The 23683-nt window shown below is 36.3% G+C and carries 16 protein-coding genes; 15 read left to right on the top strand and 1 reads right to left on the bottom strand.

The annotated features are described in order from the left end of the window. Positions 1–16: 16 nt before the first annotated feature. From ACYIAM_RS05030 to ACYIAM_RS05000, 7 genes are all read left to right on the top strand, one after another. Positions 17–697, top strand: coding sequence for a 7-cyano-7-deazaguanine/7-aminomethyl-7-deazaguanine transporter (locus tag ACYIAM_RS05030; protein WP_483747485.1), 681 nt, complete (start codon positions 17–19; stop codon positions 695–697). A 443-nt stretch (positions 698–1140) separates the two neighbouring features. Next, the gene (locus ACYIAM_RS05025; RefSeq protein ID WP_483747484.1) at positions 1141–6297 is read left to right on the top strand and encodes an alpha-2-macroglobulin family protein; all 5157 of its coding nucleotides are present in this window, start codon (positions 1141–1143) and stop codon (positions 6295–6297) included. A 119-nt stretch (positions 6298–6416) separates the two neighbouring features. Continuing rightward, positions 6417–8714, top strand: coding sequence for a penicillin-binding protein 1C (pbpC, locus tag ACYIAM_RS05020; protein WP_483747483.1), 2298 nt, complete (start codon positions 6417–6419; stop codon positions 8712–8714). Positions 8715–8728: 14 nt separating this feature from the next. Then, on the top strand, positions 8729–9151 hold the full coding sequence (gene ndk / locus ACYIAM_RS05015; protein ID WP_483747482.1) for a nucleoside-diphosphate kinase: 423 nt from the start codon (positions 8729–8731) through the stop codon (positions 9149–9151). A 172-nt stretch (positions 9152–9323) separates the two neighbouring features. After that, positions 9324–10157, top strand: a complete 834-nt coding sequence (locus ACYIAM_RS05010; protein ID WP_483747492.1) for an ABC transporter substrate-binding protein — start codon at positions 9324–9326, stop codon at positions 10155–10157. A gap of 3 nt (positions 10158–10160) precedes the next feature. Continuing rightward, entirely contained in the window at positions 10161–10886 is a 726-nt protein-coding gene (locus tag ACYIAM_RS05005) for an amino acid ABC transporter permease (RefSeq protein ID WP_483747481.1), read from the top strand. 6 nt (positions 10887–10892) lie between these two features. After that, positions 10893–11576: an amino acid ABC transporter permease gene (locus tag ACYIAM_RS05000; protein ID WP_483747480.1), complete on the top strand. Its 684-nt coding sequence runs from the start codon at positions 10893–10895 to the stop codon at positions 11574–11576. A gap of 261 nt (positions 11577–11837) precedes the next feature. On the opposite strand, the gene ACYIAM_RS04995 is transcribed toward ACYIAM_RS05000, so the two are convergent. Further along, positions 11838–12458: a YrbL family protein gene (locus ACYIAM_RS04995; protein ID WP_483747479.1), complete on the bottom strand. Its 621-nt coding sequence runs from the start codon at positions 12456–12458 to the stop codon at positions 11838–11840. A gap of 278 nt (positions 12459–12736) precedes the next feature. On the opposite strand from ACYIAM_RS04995, the gene rplM reads away from it, so the two are divergent. From rplM to glnE, 8 genes are all read left to right on the top strand, one after another. After that, positions 12737–13165 carry a 50S ribosomal protein L13 gene (gene rplM, locus ACYIAM_RS04990; protein ID WP_065566227.1) on the top strand — a complete coding sequence of 143 codons (429 nt, stop codon included), beginning with the start codon at positions 12737–12739 and terminating at the stop codon, positions 13163–13165. Between the two features lie 11 nt (positions 13166–13176). Further along, positions 13177–13569: a 30S ribosomal protein S9 gene (gene rpsI, locus ACYIAM_RS04985; RefSeq protein ID WP_034915459.1), complete on the top strand. Its 393-nt coding sequence runs from the start codon at positions 13177–13179 to the stop codon at positions 13567–13569. Positions 13570–14837: 1268 nt separating this feature from the next. After that, positions 14838–16565 (top strand): group II intron reverse transcriptase/maturase, encoded by a 1728-nt coding sequence (ltrA, locus tag ACYIAM_RS04980; protein ID WP_483747478.1) that lies wholly within the window; start codon positions 14838–14840, stop codon positions 16563–16565. Between the two features lie 439 nt (positions 16566–17004). Then, complete coding sequence (locus ACYIAM_RS04975) at positions 17005–17637, top strand: glutathione S-transferase N-terminal domain-containing protein (RefSeq protein ID WP_174796310.1); 633 nt, start codon at positions 17005–17007, stop codon at positions 17635–17637. Between the two features lie 49 nt (positions 17638–17686). Next, positions 17687–18097, top strand: a complete 411-nt coding sequence (locus ACYIAM_RS04970) for a ClpXP protease specificity-enhancing factor (protein WP_174796311.1) — start codon at positions 17687–17689, stop codon at positions 18095–18097. A gap of 124 nt (positions 18098–18221) precedes the next feature. Beyond that, positions 18222–19166, top strand: a complete 945-nt coding sequence (locus ACYIAM_RS04965) for a CYTH domain-containing protein (protein ID WP_483747477.1) — start codon at positions 18222–18224, stop codon at positions 19164–19166. Between the two features lie 16 nt (positions 19167–19182). Further along, entirely contained in the window at positions 19183–20229 is a 1047-nt protein-coding gene (locus ACYIAM_RS04960; protein WP_483747476.1) for a hypothetical protein, read from the top strand. A gap of 454 nt (positions 20230–20683) precedes the next feature. After that, positions 20684–23527 carry a bifunctional [glutamate--ammonia ligase]-adenylyl-L-tyrosine phosphorylase/[glutamate--ammonia-ligase] adenylyltransferase gene (gene glnE / locus ACYIAM_RS04955; protein ID WP_483747475.1) on the top strand — a complete coding sequence of 948 codons (2844 nt, stop codon included), beginning with the start codon at positions 20684–20686 and terminating at the stop codon, positions 23525–23527. Positions 23528–23683: the final 156 nt, after the last annotated feature.

The following is a 23683-nucleotide window of genomic DNA, read 5'->3' as shown; positions in this document are numbered from 1 at the left end:
TTAAAAAGGAAAAAAGATGTACTTAAAGAATCATTTCGAATCGATAGAAAAAAACTTTACCCGTGGGCAACAGCAAAAAGCGCTTTACTGGTTGGCTTTTTTTCATATTTTAGTTATTGCTTCAAGCAATTATTTAGTCCAAATCCCATTTGATATTTTTGGTTTTCACACCACATGGGGGGCTTTCACTTTTCCATTTATCTTTTTAACCACCGATTTGACCATTCGAATTTATGGTGCAAGTTTGGCAAGAAAGATCATTTTTGTGGTTATGATCCCCGCATTGCTATTTTCATACCTTATTTCGGTATTATTTTTTGAGACACATTGGGTTGGCTTTTCGGCATTGACCGAATTTAATAGTTTTGTATTTCGAATAGCGCTAGCGAGTTTTGCAGCTTATCTGGTTGGGCAATTGATGGATATCACTGTTTTTAACTATTTAAGAAAAAATAAATCATGGTGGGTTGCACCAACTGCATCAGCAATCTTTGGTAATGGTATTGATACTATTGTCTTTTTTGCTATCGCATTTTATCAAAGTAGCGATGAATTTATGGCAAATCATTGGACCGAAATTTCGTTAATGGACTATAGTTTTAAAATTCTGATTTGTGGATTATTCTTTTTGCCTCTTTATGGAGTGATGTTAAATTTTATCCTAAAAAAATTAGTTTCAGCGCCCAAAAATAATTGATCATTAAAATCTAAATTTTAGTTATTCTTCCGAACAATCATAAAACTCATTATTATTTTAGATGAGTTTTATGTTTAATACTGAAAAACATTTTCATAACAACTTGATTTAATTAAAAATTATTAAAAATCAACTTAATTAAAATCAAGGATCTACCTGAACAATTTTTATAGAAAAACATTCCAATTTTTCACAACACCTAAAGGCGAATAGGGGCATTAATTTGGCATCAGAATAAGCCGAGAGCTGATATAGGTTGTTGCAAAAAGCAGTCAGAAAAGATATTGATTTTATAGATTTTTTATTTACTCCTTTTTTATACAAAAAATCATCAAACCTTATTAAACACTCTTTGCTAAAAGGTAAAAGGTAGTACATAATATGTGATTAAATTTTAGATAAAGAAGATCAGCAAATAATAATAATTATATACGGGGTGGAAAATGCGATTAGTAAAACATTTAGCTGTATTAAGCTTGCTGTTAGTATTAGCTGGCTGTGATAATAATGATACTAAGCAAAGTGCAAGCGCTGAACAAATCATCACACAACCAGCAACAGAATTGATTGATAATAACGAAACAGCCCATGTTAGCGATCCCAATGATGCAAGTAAAATAGCGCAAGATGAACCAGCAAAACCTGTTTTTAACCCAACCCCTGAATTAATCGAAAAATATCATGATAAAGCGTTAACCGTTATTGATAGTTCTGAAGTCATTGTTGATGGTTCAAGTACATTGGTGATTACCTTTTCAGTGCCTTTAAATCCTAATCTTAATTTTTCTAATTTGCTTCGTTTAGTTGATCGCCAAGCTGGCAATGTTGACGGTACTTGGGAACTGTCAGATAACGGATTAGAGTTAAGACATCGATATCTTGAACCAAATCGTAAATTAGAACTGACAATTGATAAGATGTTAGCAGCAATTAATGGCAACAGTTTAAAAGAAGTCTACCAAACGGAAATTAAAACCCAAGATCGCAAGCCGATGGTGGGATTTGCTAGCAGTGGTTTTTTGTTGCCAAGTAAATCAATGAGTGGTTTGCCGGTTACCACACTTAATGTGGATAAAATTGATGTGAATTTCTTTAAAGTTAAACCTGAACAGTTATCTGATTTTATTGATGATTATGGTTTTATTAACCAAATGACCAGTTGGAACGCAAAGAATATTAATAAATTTACTGATTTAGTCTATACATCTCGATTTGATCTGAATCCAAAACGTAATTCTCAAGAAACTGTGTTACTTAACCTTACTTCCATTCCACAACTTCAGCAAGAAGGTGTTTATCTTGCAGTTATGAGTCAAGCAGGAAGCTATGATTATTCAAATCCTGCATCGCTGTTTACAATCAGTAATATTGGTATTGCTGTACATGTTTATGAAAACGGTAAATTATCAGTCATTACCCATGGACTCGACAATGGCAAACCGCTTGCTGATATTAATTTATCGGTGCTATGTACCAAAAGTATTCGAGATAGCAATAAAAACTGTACAACTATTTCAGCTAAAACGGATGCCACAGGTTATGCTGAAGTGGCTTTACCAAGAGGTATGGATTATGGCTTACTTACCGCCAATGATGGCAAACAGATTTCGTTGCTAAATTTGGATCGCGGTGCATTAGATTTAAGCGAATATAACTTAACGGGTTCGGCTTTTTATCAAAAACAACTTTTTGCTTTTGGTCCTCGTGACTTATATCGCCCTCAAGAAACGGTCTATTTTAATGCGCTTTTGCGTAATGCCGATGGTAAGCCATTGCCTGTTCAACCAATTGTGGTTGATGTTATGTCTCCGGATAATCAAGTTGTTGAAACTTTTACTATCGATGCTCAAACTGATTCCAATGGTTTATATCAATGGCAATATGTTATTCCTGCTAATGCGGCAACGGGTAAATGGGCATTTCGTTTTAATTTAGGGGACGATAATTACCGTTATGCGTGGTTTCGTGTGGAAGAATTTTTGCCAGAGCGCATGGCAATGGAAATTACGCCCGCATCAAATAAACCTATTATGTTGGATAAAAGTATCAATTTTGATGTGAAAGGCTGGTACCTTTATGGTGCTCCTGCTGCAGGTAATAGTTTAGAGGGGCATGTTTATGTTAAGAAGATCGATTCAATCCCTGAACTTGCCGATTATAAAATTGGTGATGTGACTCACAGTAATCTTGCTCATCAACTTGATAATATTGAGACGACTTTAGATAAAAATGGGATCGCAAAAGTTGGGGTAGACACTAACAATTGGGGTAAATTGGCCTCTCCAATTAAACTTATTTTGCAAGCTAGTTTACTTGATTCTGGGGGACGTCCTGTTACACGTTATGCCAGCCAGACTATTTGGCCAAATCTGCAAATGCCGGCAGTGCGGGCGTTGTTTTCTCAATCGCCTTATTATGATTGGTCTTCGGATAGGTACGAAATCAGTCCGACAGTTGATAAAGGGACTAATGCAGAGTTTGAAGTCGCCTATGTTAACATCGATGGCGAGAAGCTGGCTGCAAATCATTTAAAGGCGAGAATTATTCGTGAACGTCGTAATTATTATTGGAGCTGGTCTGACGATGCTGGATGGCATCAAGAATACAATTCAAGTGAATTTGTTGCGCAAGAACAACCGCTTTCTATTGATGCCAGTGGCACAACCAAAGTAAGTTACCAAACAGATGATTATGGCTCTTATCGTATTGAAATTGTCGATACTAAAAATAACATCACCAGTAGTCTACGTTTTAGAAGTGGTTACAATTGGGAAGATAACACTAATGGTACCAATGCTGTTCGCCCAGATCAGGTTAAATTAAGCCTTGATAAAACAGCTTATTCAGTTGGCGATACCGCTAAAATACATGTACAAGCACCTGTAGCGGGATCGGGGTATGTATCTCTTGAAACCAATGGCGGTATGTTATGGAAACAAGATATTACCGTTGATGAAAACGGCCTTGATGTCGAAATTCCAATTCAAGATTGGGGACGTCATGATATTTATATTAATGCGATGATTATTCGTCCATCAACCGATGCAACAGTACAAACGGTTAAACGAGCAATAGGGTTGCTTTATTTACCCATTGATACCTCTAATCGCCAATTAAATTTGAGTATTGAGGCATCGACGAAGACAGAGCCTGAAAAAACCATTCCAATAAAAATTAAATTGGATAAAAAATCAATCCAGAAAGATCGTAAGGTAACGGTATTGGTTTCGGCTGTGGATTCAGGAGTGTTGAATATTACCAATTTTGCCACACCCGATCCTTACAGCGCGTTTTTAGGTCGTAAACGTTATGATGTTGATCTTTACGATGTATACGGCAAATTGATTGAAGGTAAAGGGCGCAATGTAAATGTGAGCTTTGGTGGTGATGCTATGCTTGGCGCAGCGGGAGCAGGAGGCAAAAAAGCATTAACTGAAGTCAATGTTGTGGCTCAACAATTACAAACTATTGATCTTAACGATGAAGGTGAAGGTGTTGTTGATCTAGTTTTGCCTAATTTTAATGGCGAATTACGCATCATGGCGCAAGCATGGGATGATAGTCGTTATGGCAAGGCTGAACAAGCGATGATCGTTGCATCGCCAGTGGTTGCTGAATTATCGACGCCACGCTTTTTATCGGGTGGTGATCAGGCTATTTTGGCGTTAGATCTTAATAATCTAACCGAAAAAACGCAAACAATGCAGGTTGATGTTTCAACGGATGGTTTGATTCATCAAAATGCAGTTAAGTCTGTAACAGCAACACTTGATAGCAAGCAAAGACAAATTATTCAAGTGCCCATTGTTGCTGATTATGGCTATGGACAAGGTATTGTAACCATTAATGTCAAAGGGATTTTGTTAGATGATGGTTCTGATTACCAGATCAAACGATCATGGAAGGTTGGTGTTAGACCTGCTTATGCCGCAACAACAAAATATTATGCGGCAGCAATAAATGGTGGTGAAAGTTGGCAGTTACCTAAAGATAGTATTGCTGAGATGATTGAAAATACGGTTGATGGCAAATTGATCATATCAGATCAACCGCCACTTAATATTGCTCAATATATTAAAGAATTATTTGCCTATCCATATGGCTGCTTGGAACAGACCATTAGTGGCTTAATGCCGTCATTATATGCAAACCAAAAACAGCTTGCAGCTTTGGGAATTAAAACTGAATCGGATGAACAGCGACGTGAAAAAGTGCAATTAGGTATTTCGCGAATCTTATCAATGCAACGTAATAATGGTAGTTTTGGTTTATGGAATAACGAGAGTGCTGAAGAACATTGGTTAACCGTGTATGCGACCGACTTTTTATTGCAAGCTAAAGAACGTGGTTATAATATTAATAACGATGCGCTTAGTGCAGCTATTTCTCGTATTAGCCAATATATTTATGATGCTAATGCATTTAATAGCTTACACAACTATTATGAAAATTCACAAATAAGCGATTATACGCAATTTGCTACTAAAGCGTATGCTTTAGCAGTGCTTGCAAAACAAAATAAAATCACGGTACCAATGCGTAATGAGATCAATCGAATGTCTCAACAAATCACAGAAAGTAATTTTAAGGTGTTGTCACCATTACCTGTTGCTCAGTTAGCACTATCTGCTAAATTAGCTGGTTTTGACAACGTCTATAACAGCTTAATGCCACAAGTATTTACAACCAATTATGATAATCAATATGCTTGGCTTGGCGAATATGGTAGTACGATTCGTGATAATGCGTTAGTCTTATCATTGTTGATTGAAAACGGATTAAGTGTTGATAAACAAGCTGATTATTTAATTCATTTATCTGATCTACTTAATGATACTCGTTATTTTTCAACACAGGAACTTAATGCATTATTTGTAGCAGGCTGGTCATTAGATCAACATAAATCTTCACACAAGTTTAATGTTGTGATTAATGCACAGTCAAATCAGGTTGATTCGACATTATCGCGTTCTTTTGGATTTGTTAATTTAGCAAGTGGCTTAACGATTTCAAATCCACAAGACGCACAGCCGCTTTATATCAAATTCACAGTGTCAGGCTATGGTAAAAATGCCCCCGCGCCAACCAGTGATGAAAATGTATTAACGATTAAACGTACTTACTATGATTTGAAAGGTAATAAAATTCAACCCGATCAAATGAAGGTGGGAGATTTAATGGTAGTTGTATTAGATGTTAATTCGCATAAAGAAGCTATTCATGATGCGTTAATTGTTGACTTTTTACCTGCTGGTCTTGAATTAGAAAACCAAAATCTAACTAACAGCAATGTTAGCTTACAGGCGATCCCTGAATTAGCTAATTTGTTGAAAGATGAAGATAGCAATGATGTTAAATATCAAGAGTTTCGTGATGATAGATACGTCGCAGCCGTTGATATTAATCATTATATGAGTGAAGATACTTATCGCACTCGTGTTGCTTATTTAGTTAGGGCTGTGACGGCAGGTAATTATATGATTCCATACCCTTATGTTGAATCAATGTATCGCCCGGATCGGTTTGCAATTGGTCAATCCACTGAAGTTATGTCGATTGTTGAACGCAATGTAGAACCTAATAAGCCAAAGCAACAATAGTATTTATACATTGATTCAGATTGATGACTAATAATATAAACAAATTGATTATCCGCTAACGAAAGTTAGCGGTATCTTTTTATACTAAAACGTAGGGTTTTCTGAAAGTTTTTGACAAAATGAAAAAGTACCTGCTTAACATTCTGTTTTGTTTTTTTTCTTTCATCTTATTGTTAATAGGCAGTTTTTTTGTTGCCGATCACTTATTTCCATTGTCGATTGCAACAAATAAATCCACACAAACAATTCTTGCGCAAGATGGTACGCCACTTTGGCGATTTGCTGATGAAAATGGCGTTTGGCGGTATCCAATTCACTTAGATGAAGTCCCCAATGATTATCTTGATGTGTTACTAAATTATGAAGATCGCCATTTTTATGATCATTTTGGTGTTAATCCCGCATCGTTAATGAGGGCAGCTTGGCAAAACATCACCAATAAAAAAATTATTTCAGGTGGCAGTACTATTTCGATGCAGGTTGCAAGATTGCTTGATCCTCACGATCGCTCCATAGTTGGAAAGTTACAACAAATATTTCGAACGCTACAACTTGAATTACATTTTACCAAAGATGAAATTTTAACTTTATATATCAACCGTGCACCATTTGGGGGAACAATCGAAGGCTTGGGGGCTGCGAGCTGGTCATATTTTGGTAAAGCACCAAAAGCGTTAACACGTGGCGAAGCGGTTTTATTAGCGGTATTGCCACAAGCTCCTAGCCGCTTGCGTCCTGATAGGTATCCTCAGCGTGCCAAACAAGCTCGAGACAAGGTTTTAGCAAGATTAGCTCAATATCAAGTATGGTCATCCGATATTATAGAGCAAGTTCGAAAAGAAGATATATGGGTTTATCCTCGTAAAAAGCCACAACTAGCGCCTTTATTAGCGCGTAGATTAATTCAGCAATATCCTGATGTTGATATAATCCGTTCAAATATCGATCACTCTCTTCAATATAGTCTTGAAGATATTGCGACTAATCGGAAAAACCAGTTACCACCCAAAACTTCGCTGGCTATTTTAGTTGTCGATCATACCGATATGTCAGTAAAAGGCTATGTAGGTTCAGCTGATTTTAATGATAAAGATCGATTTGGACAGGTTGATATGGTAAGTGCGCTTCGCTCACCTGGATCGACATTAAAGCCTTTTATGTATGCACTCGCGATTGATGATGGTATGATTCATTCTGAATCGCTATTGCAAGATACGCCTCGAATCCGTTCTGATTACCGCCCTACCAATTTTGATGAAGATTTTTATGGTCCAATCAGTGCTACAGAAGCATTAAAAAATTCATTGAACTTGCCCGCTGTTCAGTTAATTGAACTCTATGGTCCAAAACGGTTTGCTGGAAAACTTGCCAGTATTGGGTTGCCACTGGTATCTACTGGTAATAACCCTAATATTTCGTATATATTAGGTGGTGCATCATTAAGAATGGATAATTTGGTCAGTGCCTATAGTGCTTTTGCTCGTCATGGACAAGTCAGCCCTTTACGTTTTACGCAAGATGAACCATTGTTAAGTAAGCCATTTATTAGCGATGGCAGCGCATGGATCACTAGCAAGATGCTAGTTAATAATCATCAACTTGTCTATAAAACAGGCACTAGTTATGGCTATCGTGATGCTTGGGCGGTTGGTATGAACCCTCGTTATTTAATTGGTGTTTGGGTTGGTCGTCCAGATGGAACGCCTGTTGTTGGACAATATGGCAGTATTACCGCAGTGCCGATTTTACAACAGGTTAACTCGTTATTATTAAATAAAGAGCGACGACTCAATCGCCCATTACCCTTAATAATAAAACCGGCAACGGTGACTTCAGAAAAAATTTGTTGGCCATCAGGGCAAGTCCTGCCAGCAAACGATGAAAACTGTCACCGGCAGAAAAATGCTTGGATATTAAATAACATGGTTCCCCCAACGCTTGATACTCTTACAGAGCTTAATAACAATCTCTACCGTTCAGGGTGGGTGACGATCTGGGTCAATGATGAAGGAAAACGGGTGTCTGCAGATTGTAATAATGCGCATAAAAAACAGATTGCACTTTGGCCGATCGCTTTAGAAAATTGGCTGTTACCCAAAGAGCGTAGGCAATCGTTGCTCCCTGAGGTTGATAAAAATTGTCCTGTATTTGGTAAAGATATCTTTTTGCCACTGAATATTATTGGATTACGGGATAACCAATTAGTAAAGCGTTTGCCAGGGCAACACGGTGTCACCATTGATGTAACACCACAAGGTGGAATAGGTGATAAATGGTGGTTTTTAGATGGTGACCTCATTGAGCAAAAGCATGACGATCGAAAAGTTGCTATAACGGTAACTCAAAAAGGTTTACATCATCTATTATTATTAGACCAAAGCGGGCAAATTTCGCGACTGGCCTTTACCCTTGATTAACTAGGAACAAGCATATGACTATTGAACGAACATTATCCATCATCAAACCCAATGCAGTTAAAAAGCAATTGATTGGTGAAATTGAAACCCGTATCAGCCAAGCAAAACTTAACATCATTGCCCTAAAAATGCTTAGATTAACGAAAGAGCAAGCTGAAGGCTTTTATATAGAGCATCAAGGTAAATCATTTTTTGATAAATTAGTTAAATTTATGATATCTGGCCCGATAGTAGTTCAAGTTCTAGAAGGAAAAAATGCTGTTAGGCGTTATCGGGAATTGATGGGACCGACTGATTTATCTAAAGCAACTGCAGGCACTTTGCGGGCTGATTTTGCTGACAGCATGACCGAAAATGCTGTACATGGTTCAGATTCTTTAACCTCGGCCGAAAAAGAAATTGCTTACTTTTTTGTCGATAGTGAGATAGTTGGGTAAATTAATTTTATAAAATACCTGTTGTATTGCGTATTACCGTTATTCTAGGATTCTTTTTCAAAACATGAACGATATAACTTTAAGTTATAACCATGTGAGTATTTGTTATTTATTCATTCAGTTCTTTGTTGTTAGACTTTAACTGAAAATAATATAACCTTTATTTGGGAGAATCAGGATGAAATTGTTGACTAAATCACTAACAGTGGTCGCATTAATAAGTAGTTTGTTAGGTGCAAATTCAGCTTACGCAGATCGCCTTGATGACATCGAAAAACGCGGGAAAATCAAAATAGCCGTGTTTGATAGCAACCCGCCATTTGGATATGTTGATGAAAAGACCAATAAAATTGTTGGTCTTGATGTTGATTATGCCAATGAAATAGCTAAAGCACTGAATGTGAAAATTGATCTTGTGCCAACTAATCCAGCCAATCGAATTCCTCTATTAACTTCCCAAAAAGCCGATTTAATTGTTGCTAACTTTACTGTAACTGATGAAAGGGCAAAAACTGTTGATTTTAGTCTGCCTTATTTTGCGACTGGTCAAAAATTTATAGCAAAAAAAGGTATTTTAAAATCAGTCGATGATTTAAAGAACCTTCGTATTGGTGCTGATAAAGGTACGGTCATGGAAATCACGCTGCGCGAAAAATACCCAACGGCTAAAGTGATTTCTTATGATGATACACCATTTGCTTTTGCGGCATTACGTAATGGTGTGGTACAGGCAATTACTCAAGATGATGCCAAATTAATTGGTTTACTCGCTAATGTACCTGAAGAACAACGTGCAGCATTTGAAATTTCGCCATTTAGTATCACCCAAGAATATCAAGCAGTTGGTATACCAAAAGGGGAAGATCGCTTGAAAGAAAAAGTGAACCAAATTTTATTAACACTTGAAAAAGATGGTCAAGCGTTAACAATTTATAACCGTTGGTTTGGACCTGAAACCACATCAGCCATGCCTCGTGGTGACTTTAAAATAGGTAAAGGCCAGTAAGTTATGCACGAGCAATTACTTGAATCCCGTTATTGGTGGTGGTTATGGGATGGTTTTTTAGTTACGTTAGCTATCTCATTGCTTACTATTGTCTTTTCAACATTACTGGGTTTTTTATTAGTTATTGCTCAACAAAGCCCGATTAAGATTATTCAAAGGATTGTAATGGGGTATAACGCAATTTTTCGTTATTCCCCATTATTACCTCAACTCTTTTTTTGGTATTTTGGCGTGGGTAATTTATTACCAGTTGAATTTAAGTTATGGCTATTTGATGAACCACAAATTTTGTTGTTCTTTTTTTCACTGAAAATGCCGTCCTTTGAATTTATAATTGGTTTAGTTGGTTTAACGTGTTATTCCAGTGCTTTTATTGCCGAAGAGTTTAGAGCCGGCATTGCTGGTGTAAGGCAAGGGCAAGGACAGGCTTCATTAGCATTAGGGTTAACTTGGTGGCAAAGTATGCGATTTATTATTTTACCGCAAAGCTTTCGTATTGCCTTTCCGCCTTTAATTGGTCAGTATATGAATATTATCAAAAATTCATCGTTAACAATGGCTATTGGTGTGTTAGAGCTTTCTTATGTATCACGTCAAGTCGAAACCGAATCATTAAAAACCTTTCAAGATTTTGCCATTGCGACTTTATTATATATTTTGGCAATAGTGATGGTTGGAACTTTAGGTAATATTTATCAAGCAAAACGATTACAAATAGGTAAGGTGTAATCAATTATGGAACTTAAAGGTTTAGAGGTTATTTATAACAATTTAAGTTATATGATGTGGGGAAACTTTCCCGGAGGCATTTTTTTAACGTTATTAATGAGTTTTGCTGCAATTATCGTTTCAACGCTGTTAGGTATTTTGGCCGGTGTAGGGTTGACTGTCTTAAAAGGAACAGTGCGCTATTTATTAGTCGGTATACTTGGTTTTTTAAGAGCAATCCCTGTTATTATGCTTATTTTTTGGACTTACTTTTTATTACCTGTATTGCTTAATGTTGATGTGCCAGCTATCGCAACGGTGATATGTGCACTATCTTTAATTGGCGCTGCATATATTGGTCATTCAGTGCATGCCGGTATGATTGCGGTGGCTAAAGAACAATGGCAAGCAGCATTTTCGTTAGGGTTGACTAAAAAGCAAGTTATTTTATTTATCATTTTACCACAAGCTCTTAAAATGATGTTGCCGTCTTTTGTCAATCAGTGGGTATCGCTTATTAAAGATACGTCTTTGGCCTATATTGTTGGGGTGGCGGAATTTACTTTTATAGCTACTCAAGTTAATAATCGTAGTATGGTTTATCCAACTGAGATCTTTTTATTTGTTATTGTTGTTTATTTTATTATTTGCGCATCGCTTGATTTTGCTGTTTCGATTTTGCCAAAATGCCGATCATTTCGTTTTAAATGACATTTTGTTATATTTATTTTTGTTCACATTAATCTAATTATTAAATAAAGCATTTTTATTAAGGTTCTTTTAAAGTTTTTAAGTTAACTTATTAATAATTTAGATGAATCTAAAAGCGAAAAAGCGACCTAAGCCTTTTCGCATGGTTTGAAAGCATAACGGCATTAGGCTTGGTTTAAGTATTGTTAAAGTACATCATTACCTATTTACCTTAAAAAAATAGACTCGATAATGTGAAAGATGATATTGCATAATTTTGTATCATTGCTTCACATCTTCAACTAAACGTGTGATTAATTTATTGTGGTCATTTTCTTTAATAATTGATGTTAAAAAACGTTGCCAAGTTCGTTCAATTTTAGCTTTCGCAAAAAAAGAAATATAATTAGCAATGGGGATAAGGGTTGAATTACCGATATTGTCGATAATAATCAAGCGGCTTTTATCTGCACTTAAATGCTGAAATAAGATATTCTTGCTTTTGATTGTCATTGTAATAATGCGATCTTTTAATAAAGCTGATTTTAAACTTTTTAATGATACAACTAAATCATCATAATATTGTTTAGTTAATTTATTATCAGCAAGGTACTTTTCTAGTGGTATGGCTATTTCACCATTATAATCTCTAATAAGCTCGAAAACATGGCCTTTACCGTAATTGGTTGAAACTGGACCATAATATTTTGCTAATGCATCAAATGCAATATTACGCCTAATAAGGTGTTTATAATAAGCTATTTCGCGGTTTGTTTCTTCTTCTGCGCCGTCATTGTAATTAACTTTAATGCATTTATTAGGATCTATTGGATGATGATAGCATTTGCGGTGTAACCCTTTGCCTATATAATCGTCTTTAGAAAGTAGAATTGTATTGTCCATTTATATCAATATGTGTCGTTATTTAATGTTAAGTGAAAGTTTAACAGTAAGCGTTTCTTATCGCCATGATTTTTTCTTTTTAACTCTAGCGCTTTTATATTATTTCTGTATAATGTTGCCACCCACGTTACGACAACGTTCTTCCCAACGTTGTTTTCGATTGTCAACATTAATATGGCCACTCGAAGGGGTGAGTTAATTAATAGTTTTGATCAAAAAGTGTAAATAAATCAAGTGATTTATTAACGTGAGATTAATTAAAAATTGGATAATTACGAATGAGTACTTTTTCAGCTAAACCAGAAACAGTTAAACGCGACTGGTATGTTGTTGATGCAGCAGGTAAAACGTTAGGTCGTTTAGCTACTGAAATCGCAAGCCGTTTGCGTGGTAAACACAAAGCAGAATACACACCACATGTTGATACAGGTGATTATATTATCGTTATCAATGCAGAAAAAGTTGCTGTAACAGGCAAAAAACGTACTGATAAGATCTATTATCGTCATACTGGTTACATCGGTGGACTTAAAGAAGCGACTTTTAAAGAGATGATTGAACGTCATCCTGAACAAGTTATCGAAATTGCTGTAAAAGGCATGTTACCGAAAGGTCCTCTTGGTCGTGCAATGTACCGTAAACTAAAAGTTTATGCTGGTAATGAGCACAATCATGCGGCACAACAACCGCAAGTATTAGATATTTAAGGGGATAAAAGATGGCTGATAATCAATATTACGGTACAGGTCGCCGCAAAAGTTCTGCTGCTCGTGTATTTATCAAACCAGGTAGTGGTAACATCGTTATTAACAAACGCTCATTAGAGCAATACTTTGGTCGTGATACTGCTCGTATGGTTGTTATGCAACCGTTAGAGTTAGTCGAAATGACTGACAAACTTGATCTTTATATCACGGTTAAAGGTGGTGGTATTTCAGGTCAAGCAGGTGCAATTCGTCACGGTATTACTCGTGCATTAATGGAATATGATGAAACTTTACGTTCTGCATTACGTCAAGCAGGTTTCGTTACTCGTGATGCACGTCAAGTTGAACGTAAAAAAGTGGGTCTACGCAAAGCACGTCGTCGTCCACAATTCAGCAAACGTTAAGTGCGACAAGGTCGCACTTATGTTGCCTAACTTATTGAATTTTATCAATATTTTAGGAAAACATCTAGGGTCAAAAGCCCTAGATGTCACTTCACAGTATCTAAGTAGGACATTATATATAGTGTCCGAAAGGATACTGTATATATAACCTATCAAAGGTACAAGTTGGTACTATAATCTAGTTGAGATAAATCAGCTACTATAGAGAACTAACTCTCTTTAGACATTTCAATTAATCATATCTGATATTCTTGTAATTTCCAACAACAAGATAGCAATATTTACTATTGTCATCGTTGAAGGGGAGGAGAGAACCAATCAGCATATAGTTTAAGCTGAAATTGACGAAGTGTGTGTAGTGATAAGTGCAAAAGCTGTTATTATCATTGTTGAATCAGGATTGCAGTAACATTAAGCAAGAATGAGAGTTCAACCTGTTATATGGCTAACAGTAGTCTAGGGATAGTGCGAGACTGGTAACGGTTTGGTGCGGAGCTTCCTGACAATGTACCCCCTTGAGGAATAGCAAGGTTAATGATTATCGTGAGGTAACATTAAGTAATGGTAAGTAGTATACCATGAGGGGCTAGACTGGGTAGAAAGATGAACGTAAAGTGAATAGATGATAAACGTCGTAATGCTGAAAAAGCCAAAACTACTGATAGGCTTTGACCAAAAGGTAATATAGTCGGATATTCTCGTTTAGCGTGGGAATACGCCATCAACACGACTATCGGCGAACAGTCTATATCTTCACTACTCGTGTGATAATAATGGAACTTGGTAAGCCTGTACGTTTGCCGTCCACAATTCAGCAATCGTTTTAATAGAGCGCGAAAATTGGGGGCTGGCAGGCAGAGCGTAAGTGATGCTGTCGAGCGTGCAGGTAAGGGAGGTTAGAGAAAGCGAATGATTGGCTGTAATGGCTGATATAGGGTATGAGACATGACCTAACTCGAAAGGGTGCAGACTTCTAACTGGTCTTTCGTCGCAAGATGACAGGCTAATCCTTTGGTGGGTAATTTCTAATGGAATTATTTTAGGCGAGGGATGAGCTAACGAATGCCTAACAGTTTAAAATGAATTATTGGGAAGTAATTCATCTGTGAAACATTCGCCAAGCTCAAAACTCAATCATTAACCGTGTTACAACAGTGGTAGATTATTTGATATCCTGAATAACTGCCACGTGTAACGTGGTAGTTCTGTTGGTAGTTATTCATACCATATCAAGTAATTTCTGCTACTTCTTGTATCAAGAGGTCAGTATGAAAGAGCAAAATCATGATAGCAAAAAAGCGAAACGTGGTCTAGCTCCAGCGACCTCTGACATGGCAACGCAATGGCACAATATCGATTGGGTCAAAGCAACAAGACATGTTAAGGGATTGCAGGGACGGATTGCGAAAGCGACACTTGAAAATGATTGGCGCAAGGTAAAACGCTTGCAAAGATTATTGACACGCTCAATTTATGCTAAGCAATTAGCGGTAAGGCGAGTGACTGAAAATAGAGGTAAAAGAACGGCGGGCGTAGACAAGATAACTTGGAACACCGCAGAGGCAAAATGGAAAGCCGTAGCAACGCTGACAAATAAAGGGTATCAACCGCAACCATTAAAGCGGGTGTATATCCCCAAATCTGACGGAAAGAAGCGTCCATTGGGCATTCCGACCATGAAAGACAGAGCAATGCAGGCACTTTATCTATTTGCTCTACAGCCTGTGTCAGAAACAACGGCGGACAAAGGCTCTTATGGTTTTCGTATTAATCGTTCAACGGTAGACGCGATAACTCACATACATCAAATATTCTCACACAAAGGGCGGAAAACCAACCAACCGGCGCAGTGGGTATTAGATGCGGATATCAAGGGCTGTTTTGACCACATTAGCCATGATTGGTTAATCGCCAATATTCCGATGAATAAGCGGATACTAACGAAGTGGTTGAAATCAGGGGTCGTAGATATGGGGCAGGTGAAGATGACTGAGGCGGGCACACCGCAAGGTGGGATAATCTCGCCAACGCTGGCAAACATGGCGTTAGACGGCTTGGAAAAAGAGCTAGCTAATCACTTTGGTGAGAAAGCGAGCAGGAAAATCAGGCAACATAAAACGTACATGGTCAGGTATGCAGACGACTTTATTATTTCAGGGATATCAAAAGAATTACTGGAAGAAAAGGTCATTCCGATAGTGGAGGAATTTCTCAAAGAGAGAGGACTAACGCTATCAGAGAAGAAAACGAAAGTAGTGCATATCGGGCAGGGTTTTGACTTTTTAGGTTGGACGGTGAGACACTTTAACAACAAGCTTATCATCAAGCCGAGTAAAAAGAATGTGCAAGCATTCTATAGCAAGGTAAGGGATAAGATTAAAAAGTTAAGCATGGCGAAGCAAGAAGACTTAATAAAGAAACTTAATCCAATGATAAGGGGGTGGGCTAACTATCACCGAAGTCAAGCGGCGAGTCAGGCATATGGGCGAATGGATGCATTAATATGGCGCGCGCTTTGGAATTGGAGTCGAAGAAGACATAGCAAAAAGGGTAAACGTTGGGTTAAAGAGAAATACTTTAAAACGACGGCAACTCGGATATGGAACTTTGGCACAATGATAAAAGACCGCCAGGGTGTGGATAAATGGGTTGAATTATTGCAATGTAGCAAGACGGCAATTAAACGACATATCAAGGTAAAATCAGACTACAATCCGTTTTTACTGGAATGGGAATTATATGGCGAGACATTATACCAAAAGAGGATGTGTGAAGAATTTTCACATAGACACAAATGGCAAATGCTGTATAAGACGCAAAAAGGTCGTTGTGGCTTATGTCAACTTCCAATCACAAAAGAGACGGGGTGGCATGACCATCATATTATCTACAAAATGCACGGAGGGGCGGACACGCTCAAAAATAGGGTATTACTTCATCCTACTTGCCACAAAAAAGTTCATGCACTGAAATTAACGGTAGTGAAACTGGCTTAGTAAAGTCAATTGAAAGGCTTGAGCTGTATGCGGAGAAATTCGCTCGTACAGTTCTTAGGGGAGGGCGAAACAGTAATGTTGTGTCCTTACCCGACTTTCAATATTACAAAAACGTTACAACTTTGTTTCAAAAACCCAGCATTGGCTGGGTTTTTTTATGCTGGTTTTTGTCTATTAAAAAACATTCCTTTTTTTGATTAAGTGACTTGGAATGATGAAAAGCTATCGGCAAACAAATAAATTTTCTTAAATTTGACGAATCTAACTCATTTGGCAATTTTTTATATTAAAACGTATGCTTTTCTGAAACTTTTTTTCAATATTGTATTATTCAAGAAAATAAAGTAAGAAAATTCATTTTTTTTAACAAATTTGTTATTCAATTTGTTAGAATGGTCATCAATAAAACTTATTTTAATTTTATATATTTGGAGTGGATATGGTTGTTGCTGTTAATAAACGTTCTGTGATGACATTATTTTGTGATACAACAGATATTTACGGACATCAGATCCGTTTTGTTCTGGCAGAAAAAGGGGTAACTGCGGAAATAGAGTTTGTAACGGCAGATAATTTACCTCAAGAATTATTGGATCTTAACCCATATGGTTCAATTCCAACTTTAATTGATCGAGATCTTACGTTATATGAACCACATATTGCATTGGAATACCTTGATGAACGTTTTCCTCATCCGCCATTAATGCCAGTTTACCCAATTGTTCGAGCGAATTCTAGATTAACGATGTATCGAATTAAAAAAGAATGGTACAGTGCTTACGAAACAATCATTGCCGATCCTAATAGCGATGCAGCTAAAACAGCACGAAAAAATCTTCTTGATGATCTTGTTTCCATCTCGGTTATGTTTAAAGAAGCGGATTATTTTATGAGTGATGATTTTACATTAAGTGATTGTTACTTTGCGCCATTACTTTGGCGATTACCTCTGCTTGACATTGAATTACCAAAAATAGCTGAAAAGAATTATTTAGGTTATATGGCGCGAATTTTTGAACGTCCTGCTTTTGTTAATTCATTAACTGAAGAAGAAAAAAAGATAAGATCTTAATCAATTAAATTTATCCTTATTTACGAAAATTTTAGACAAGGTGGCCTTAATGGAACTTGAGCAAATGACCCCGCGTCGCCCTTACATATTTAGGGCATTTTATGATTGGATTTTAGATAACGACTTAACGCCTTATATTGTAGTGAATACTTCGGTATATGGTGTATTGGTGCCGCAGGAATTTATCCAAAACAATCAAATCGTGTTAAATATTGCCCCGCAATCGGTAGGTCAATATTTATCTACTAATGAACAAATTGAATTCAATGCTCGTTTTTCTGGCGTACCCCAACACATTGTGGTGCCGATGGCTGCAATTGAGGCTATTTATGCACGCGAAAATGGCGTTGGCATGGGATTTGAAGATGAGCCGCAATATCATGCTCAGCGTGAAGCCTCAACTCAACAATCCGAACAATCCAAACCTAAGCCAACTAATCCATTTCGTGTCGTAAAGTAATTGGTAATCGAGTTCACGAACATTAATTGACAGTACTTTTTAATGCCTTGTTTGCCCGTCATTGATTGCTTTACATAATAACTAAACAATAGATGAATCACAATAATGAATAAAAAATAGATTAATGAGTAACGAAATTGAATTAAAGTTTGAAATAAATAATAATGATATTGCTGCGTTGCAACTTTATTTAAATCAATGGGCGCACTCTGATGAGCTAGAGTTTTCTGCAATATCAAATCAAAAACGTACATTCTCGCAATTAACACTTTGTAACACCTATTATGATACAGTGGACTATTATTTGCGTCATCATGGATGTGGTTTACGGGTCAGAACAAGCAATGACAGCACGATAACTCATTTTGAAATCACCTTGAAACGTGATAAAAAAACTATTGCGGGTTTACACGAGCGAGCTGAGTTTAATGCTGATTTGCCTAATTCAGAGCCTGATTTAACCATATTACCTTATTCGGCATTGCCTGATAATTGTGATATTGAGCGATTACAGCAAGATTTATTACCGTTATTTTCGACTGACTTTAAACGTCAAGTTTGGTTAATTTCGTTTGCAAGTAGCGAAATTGAAATAGTATTAGATCAAGGTGAAATTCACTCAAATGGAAAAATTAAAATAATTCAAGAGGTCGAATTAGAGATCAAACAAGGTAATAAGCAGGATTTACTCAATTTTGCGCTTGAATTAAGTCGATTTAATTTGCATCTTTTTTCACAAAGTAAAGCCGCTAGAGGTTATCGCTTACTCAAAAATGCGCCATTAAAAATCTGCCAGTTTGATCCACAAGTTCATCAAGATTTGGTGCAGCTATTAAAGTTTTGGCAACAAAACGAAGAGTATGCGTTAGAAGTTAATGATCTGGAACTATACCAACAGACACTAAATCAAATCAATTATATTCTAATAGATAAATATCTTCCTCTTGAACCTGAATTTACTCAATGGCAAATGGCATTATCGTCCATTAACTCTGTAAAAGAATTTGCTTTTAGTGAGATCAATACAAAGTTGAAACTAATGTTGATTGCAAATCTAACTGTTAATTAATTGAATGAAAAGTAAAATGACAAAACTCTCCTTTTTTAAATTACCGTTCTTGTTTGTACTGTTGTATGGGGTGCTAGATAGCACTTTTTTGGTTGGGCGAGAACTTCTTGTTGACAACATGGTTTTCAGTTATGCAAAGCTTAACCCATATATTTGGGCCGATTCTTTTGTATCATTAATTATTCATATAGTTTTGCCTAATATTTTTAATCAGCTAGCAAATCTAGTTTTAATTTTTATTACTTCAGCCATAATATTGCACAAGAATTCGGTTTATCGGGCTAATAAAAAGAATCTGCTTTGTGTATTCTTAATTGTTTTTTTGATAATAATAGGTATCAATGGTTGTCAAGTTCTATTTGAGCGACAGGTTCTTGGGTTTTTATATTCTGCTATAGCGCCATATTATTTTCCCCATATAGAAAGTCTCTATATAGGCATATTTAGATTATCTTGTTATATTTGGATAACAGTGGCGATTTATTTAGGGATAAAGCTACTTCGGACTGCTTTTGTAACAGAGTCAGATATGACTGTATTATCCTCAGGTAATAGTCAAAAAATTCATTTATCTTTATTTATTTTATTGTTTAATTTTTATTATCTAGCTATTGTCTTGTTCTGTTTAAATTTCTTTTTCATTCCTAAAGATCCCCTAGATTCTACAGCCCCTTTTGAACATAATATTGTAATTATTATGTTTTATTCAGCTTTTTTGCTGATTATAAATATAATCGGTTATTTTGCTTTACGAAAAAAATTTATGGCAGTTAATGGTCAATTGCAAGTGAAGTCATTAATTTTTAGTTCTGCTATTGCTTTTATGTTGACATTACTAATAGCAATAATTGTCATCTCTATAAATATATATTGTCTAAAATGGTTTGATAAGATGGCAAACTCATTAACAAACAATGAAATGCTGGTCATAGTTATAGCCGATATTATATTATTATTTCTTATTTTAAGTGTAACGGGTTGTGGTGTTGTCCGCAAAACAGCCAGGGCATTTTTTAGTAAAAAAGCTAATTTATCCTGTTTTGTTAAGCTATCGCCTGAATAGGACTTACACCAATTAACTTAACAGTAATTGAACTGGTAAAATTGGCATTAAGCAAGTTCAATTTCTGTTATTATTAATGGCAACATTTTACATTAAGCACAGCAAGTGTGGCGCTATAATAAGTAGTACTGTCTTGTATTATATATTGTTGTTGATTATATAGAGCGATACCTGAAATTTTTACTACCTCTTGTTATGGAATATCTTTATTAGGATTAAGGTAATTATGCTGTCTTAGCAAAAAACTCTCGTTCCAAAATGTGTATTGCTGATATGGCAAAGATAAGACTAATAACTTGAAACAGTTTTTATTTTTTGTATGCATTATCCATTATTTTTCTGCAAGTTTTCATCTTGTATATAAAATACTATATCAATAGCAAAAGTTATTTATAATATGGTTCTATTTTAGTGATTTTACTTTTAGTAAAAATATTTCTAAGAGAGTTTACCCATGTTGGAGCTTAACCACTTGCTTTCCACTTTTCTTGAACAGCAAAAGCAAAAAATTACTTTTCAACTTAAGCAATGCACCCCAAATGAGGTGGAAGCTAATCTTGATATTTTAGTACACAGTGATTTTTTGGTGGATGCTTTTTATCAATTTCCACTGTGGCTTTCTGACATCATAAAAAATCCACCACAAGCTGATGAAAGACGATATTACCAAAATTGGTTGAGTGAAAAATTAACAGCAGTTTCAGATGAAACTGAATTAATGAAGATATTAAGACAATTTCGTCGTTATATTTTAGTCCGGTTGGCGTGGTCTCAATTAACACATAGCAGCAATGATGAGCATATTTTATTACAATTGAGTGAACTGGCCGAGGTGATCATTGTTACAGCTCGTGATTGGCTCTATGAGCTTAGTTGTAAAGAGTGGGGAACACCTTGTAATGGTCAAGGTGAGCCACAGCCATTACTGATTTTAGGGATGGGCAAACTAGGCGGGGGAGAACTTAATTTTTCGTCTGATATTGATTTGATTTTTACTTATCCGGAGCATGGGCAAACACAAGGAGGGCTGAGAGAGTTAGATAATGCAGTATTCTTCACTCGATTAGGTCAACGTTTAATTAAAGCACTTGATCAAATCACTGAAGATGGTTTTGTCTACCGTGTGGATATGCGTTTGCGCCCGCTTGGTGATGGAGGGCCTTTAGTATTAAGTTTTGCGGCTATGGAAGATTATTACCAAGAACAAGGACGTGACTGGGAACGCTATGCGATGGTTAAAGCAAAAGTACTAGGTGATGAGCAAGCACCTTATGCTAAAGAGCTTTACCAAATGCTAAAACCGTTTGTGTATCGTCGTTATATTGACTTTAGCGTCTTACAATCATTGCGTAATATGAAAAGCATGATTGAACGCGAAGTCCGTCGCCGTGGTTTAAAAAACAATATTAAACTTGGGGCAGGTGGCATCCGTGAGATAGAGTTTATTGTACAAGTTTTTCAGCTTATTCGCGGTGGTCGAGTGGTGAACCTACAAACTCGTTCATTATTATCTGCTTTACAGGTCATTGAGAATGAACAATTACTGAGCTATCAAGAAGTATCGACGTTACGCGAAAATTACCTTTTTTTGCGCCGTTGCGAAAACTTACTGCAAGCGATTCGTGATGAGCAAACCCAAACACTCCCAGAGGATGATCTTGATCAGTCACGTTTAGCGATAAGTATGGGCTTTAATAATTGGTTTGATTTTGCAACTGAATTATCGGCACGAATGCAAATTAATCGTTTAATATTCAATGAACTTATTGGAGAGGTAGAGCCTGAATTTTCCTCTAATGATAAACAGCATAATGATCAATTTGATGATCTTTGGGTACCAGATCTACAATTAAATGATGTGATGGCAATACTACCTAACTATTCAGATAGTGAGGCAAATCAATTTTGGCAGATGCTTGTGCAATTTAGAGATGATATAAGTAAACGAACAATTGGTGTTCGTGGACGAGAAATACTTGATCAATTAATGCCAAGACTATTAGAAGCTTGTTGTGCTGACAAACAAGCATTAATGGTATTACCAAGAATTTTACCATTGATAATTAATATTGTTAGTCGCACGACTTATTTAGAGTTGTTATTGGAGTATCCGACTGCATTAAAACAGTTAATTCGTTTATGTAGTGCATCGCCAATGATTAGCGATCAACTTGCTCATTATCCTATATTATTAGATGAACTTATTGATATCAATTCGCTGTACCAAACCGTTGCACCTAATGAATATAAAAGCCAGCTTTATCAGTATTTATTACGCATTCAGTTGGATGATGAAGAACAACAACTTGAAGCTTTACGCCAATTTAAGCAGATGCAATTACTGCATATTGCAGCAGCAGATGTTGAACAAGTCTTATCAACCATGAAAGTCAGCGATCATTTAACCTATGTGGCTGAGGCATTACTTGATTTTGTTTTACAAATGGCATGGAACCAAATGCTTGCTCGTTATGGCAAACCAGAGCATTTGGGCGATAATGATAAAGGCTTAGTTGTGGTTGCCTACGGTAAATTAGGTGGCTGGGAGCTAGGTTATGGGTCTGATTTAGATCTGGTTTTTTTACACGATTGTCCAGTCAATAGCATGACTAATGGAAATAAACAGATCGATAGCCGTCAATTTTATTTGCGTTTAGTTCAGCGAATTATTCATTTATTTAATGTGCGTACTAGCTTTGGTATTTTATATGAAATCGATGTAAGGCTTCGCCCTCAGGGCGATGCTGGGCTACTTGCATGTAGTTTAGATTCGTTTGCAGATTACCAAATGAATGAAGCGTGGACATGGGAACATCAAGCATTAGTGCGAGCTAGAGCAGTCTATGGTGAAGATAAATTAATAAAACGCTTTAACCAAATTCGTCATAATGTACTTTGTAAAAAGCGTGATGAAAACACACTAAAAACTGAAGTTCGGCAAATGCGTGAAAAAATGAGAAGTCATCTTGGCACGACACAAGCTAAATTATTTAATTTAAAGATTGACGAAGGGGGAATTGGGGATATTGAGTTTTTATCGCAATATCTTGTGCTTAATTATGCTCATCAATATCCTAAAATGACGGCTTGGAGCGATAATGTGCGAATTTTAGAACTTGCGACAAATTATCAAATCATGAACAGTTATGAAGCACAGCTGCTAACACAAGCTTATATCGACATGCGCAATAAAATTCATCAACTAGCCTTACAATTACAACCTAGCACGGTTGATAACTCACTTTTTATACAAGAAAAACAAATAGTCAACCAATGCTGGCAAAAATGGTTAACTTAACGGGTTAAATATTGATATTTTATTTCAAGTATGGCTGATCTTAAACTTTTTTAAAATATCAGCTTGTTAAGTTTGTTGTGTAATATAAATAAAAGTTAATGCCACACTAGTGGCATTAATTGAAAAATAACTATTATCGATGGTGATATTAACGAG

This window comes from Gilliamella sp. X-60, from assembly GCF_057063585.1.
Note: the sequence above shows the minus strand (reverse complement) of the source record. Positions and strands in the feature narration are given on the sequence as shown.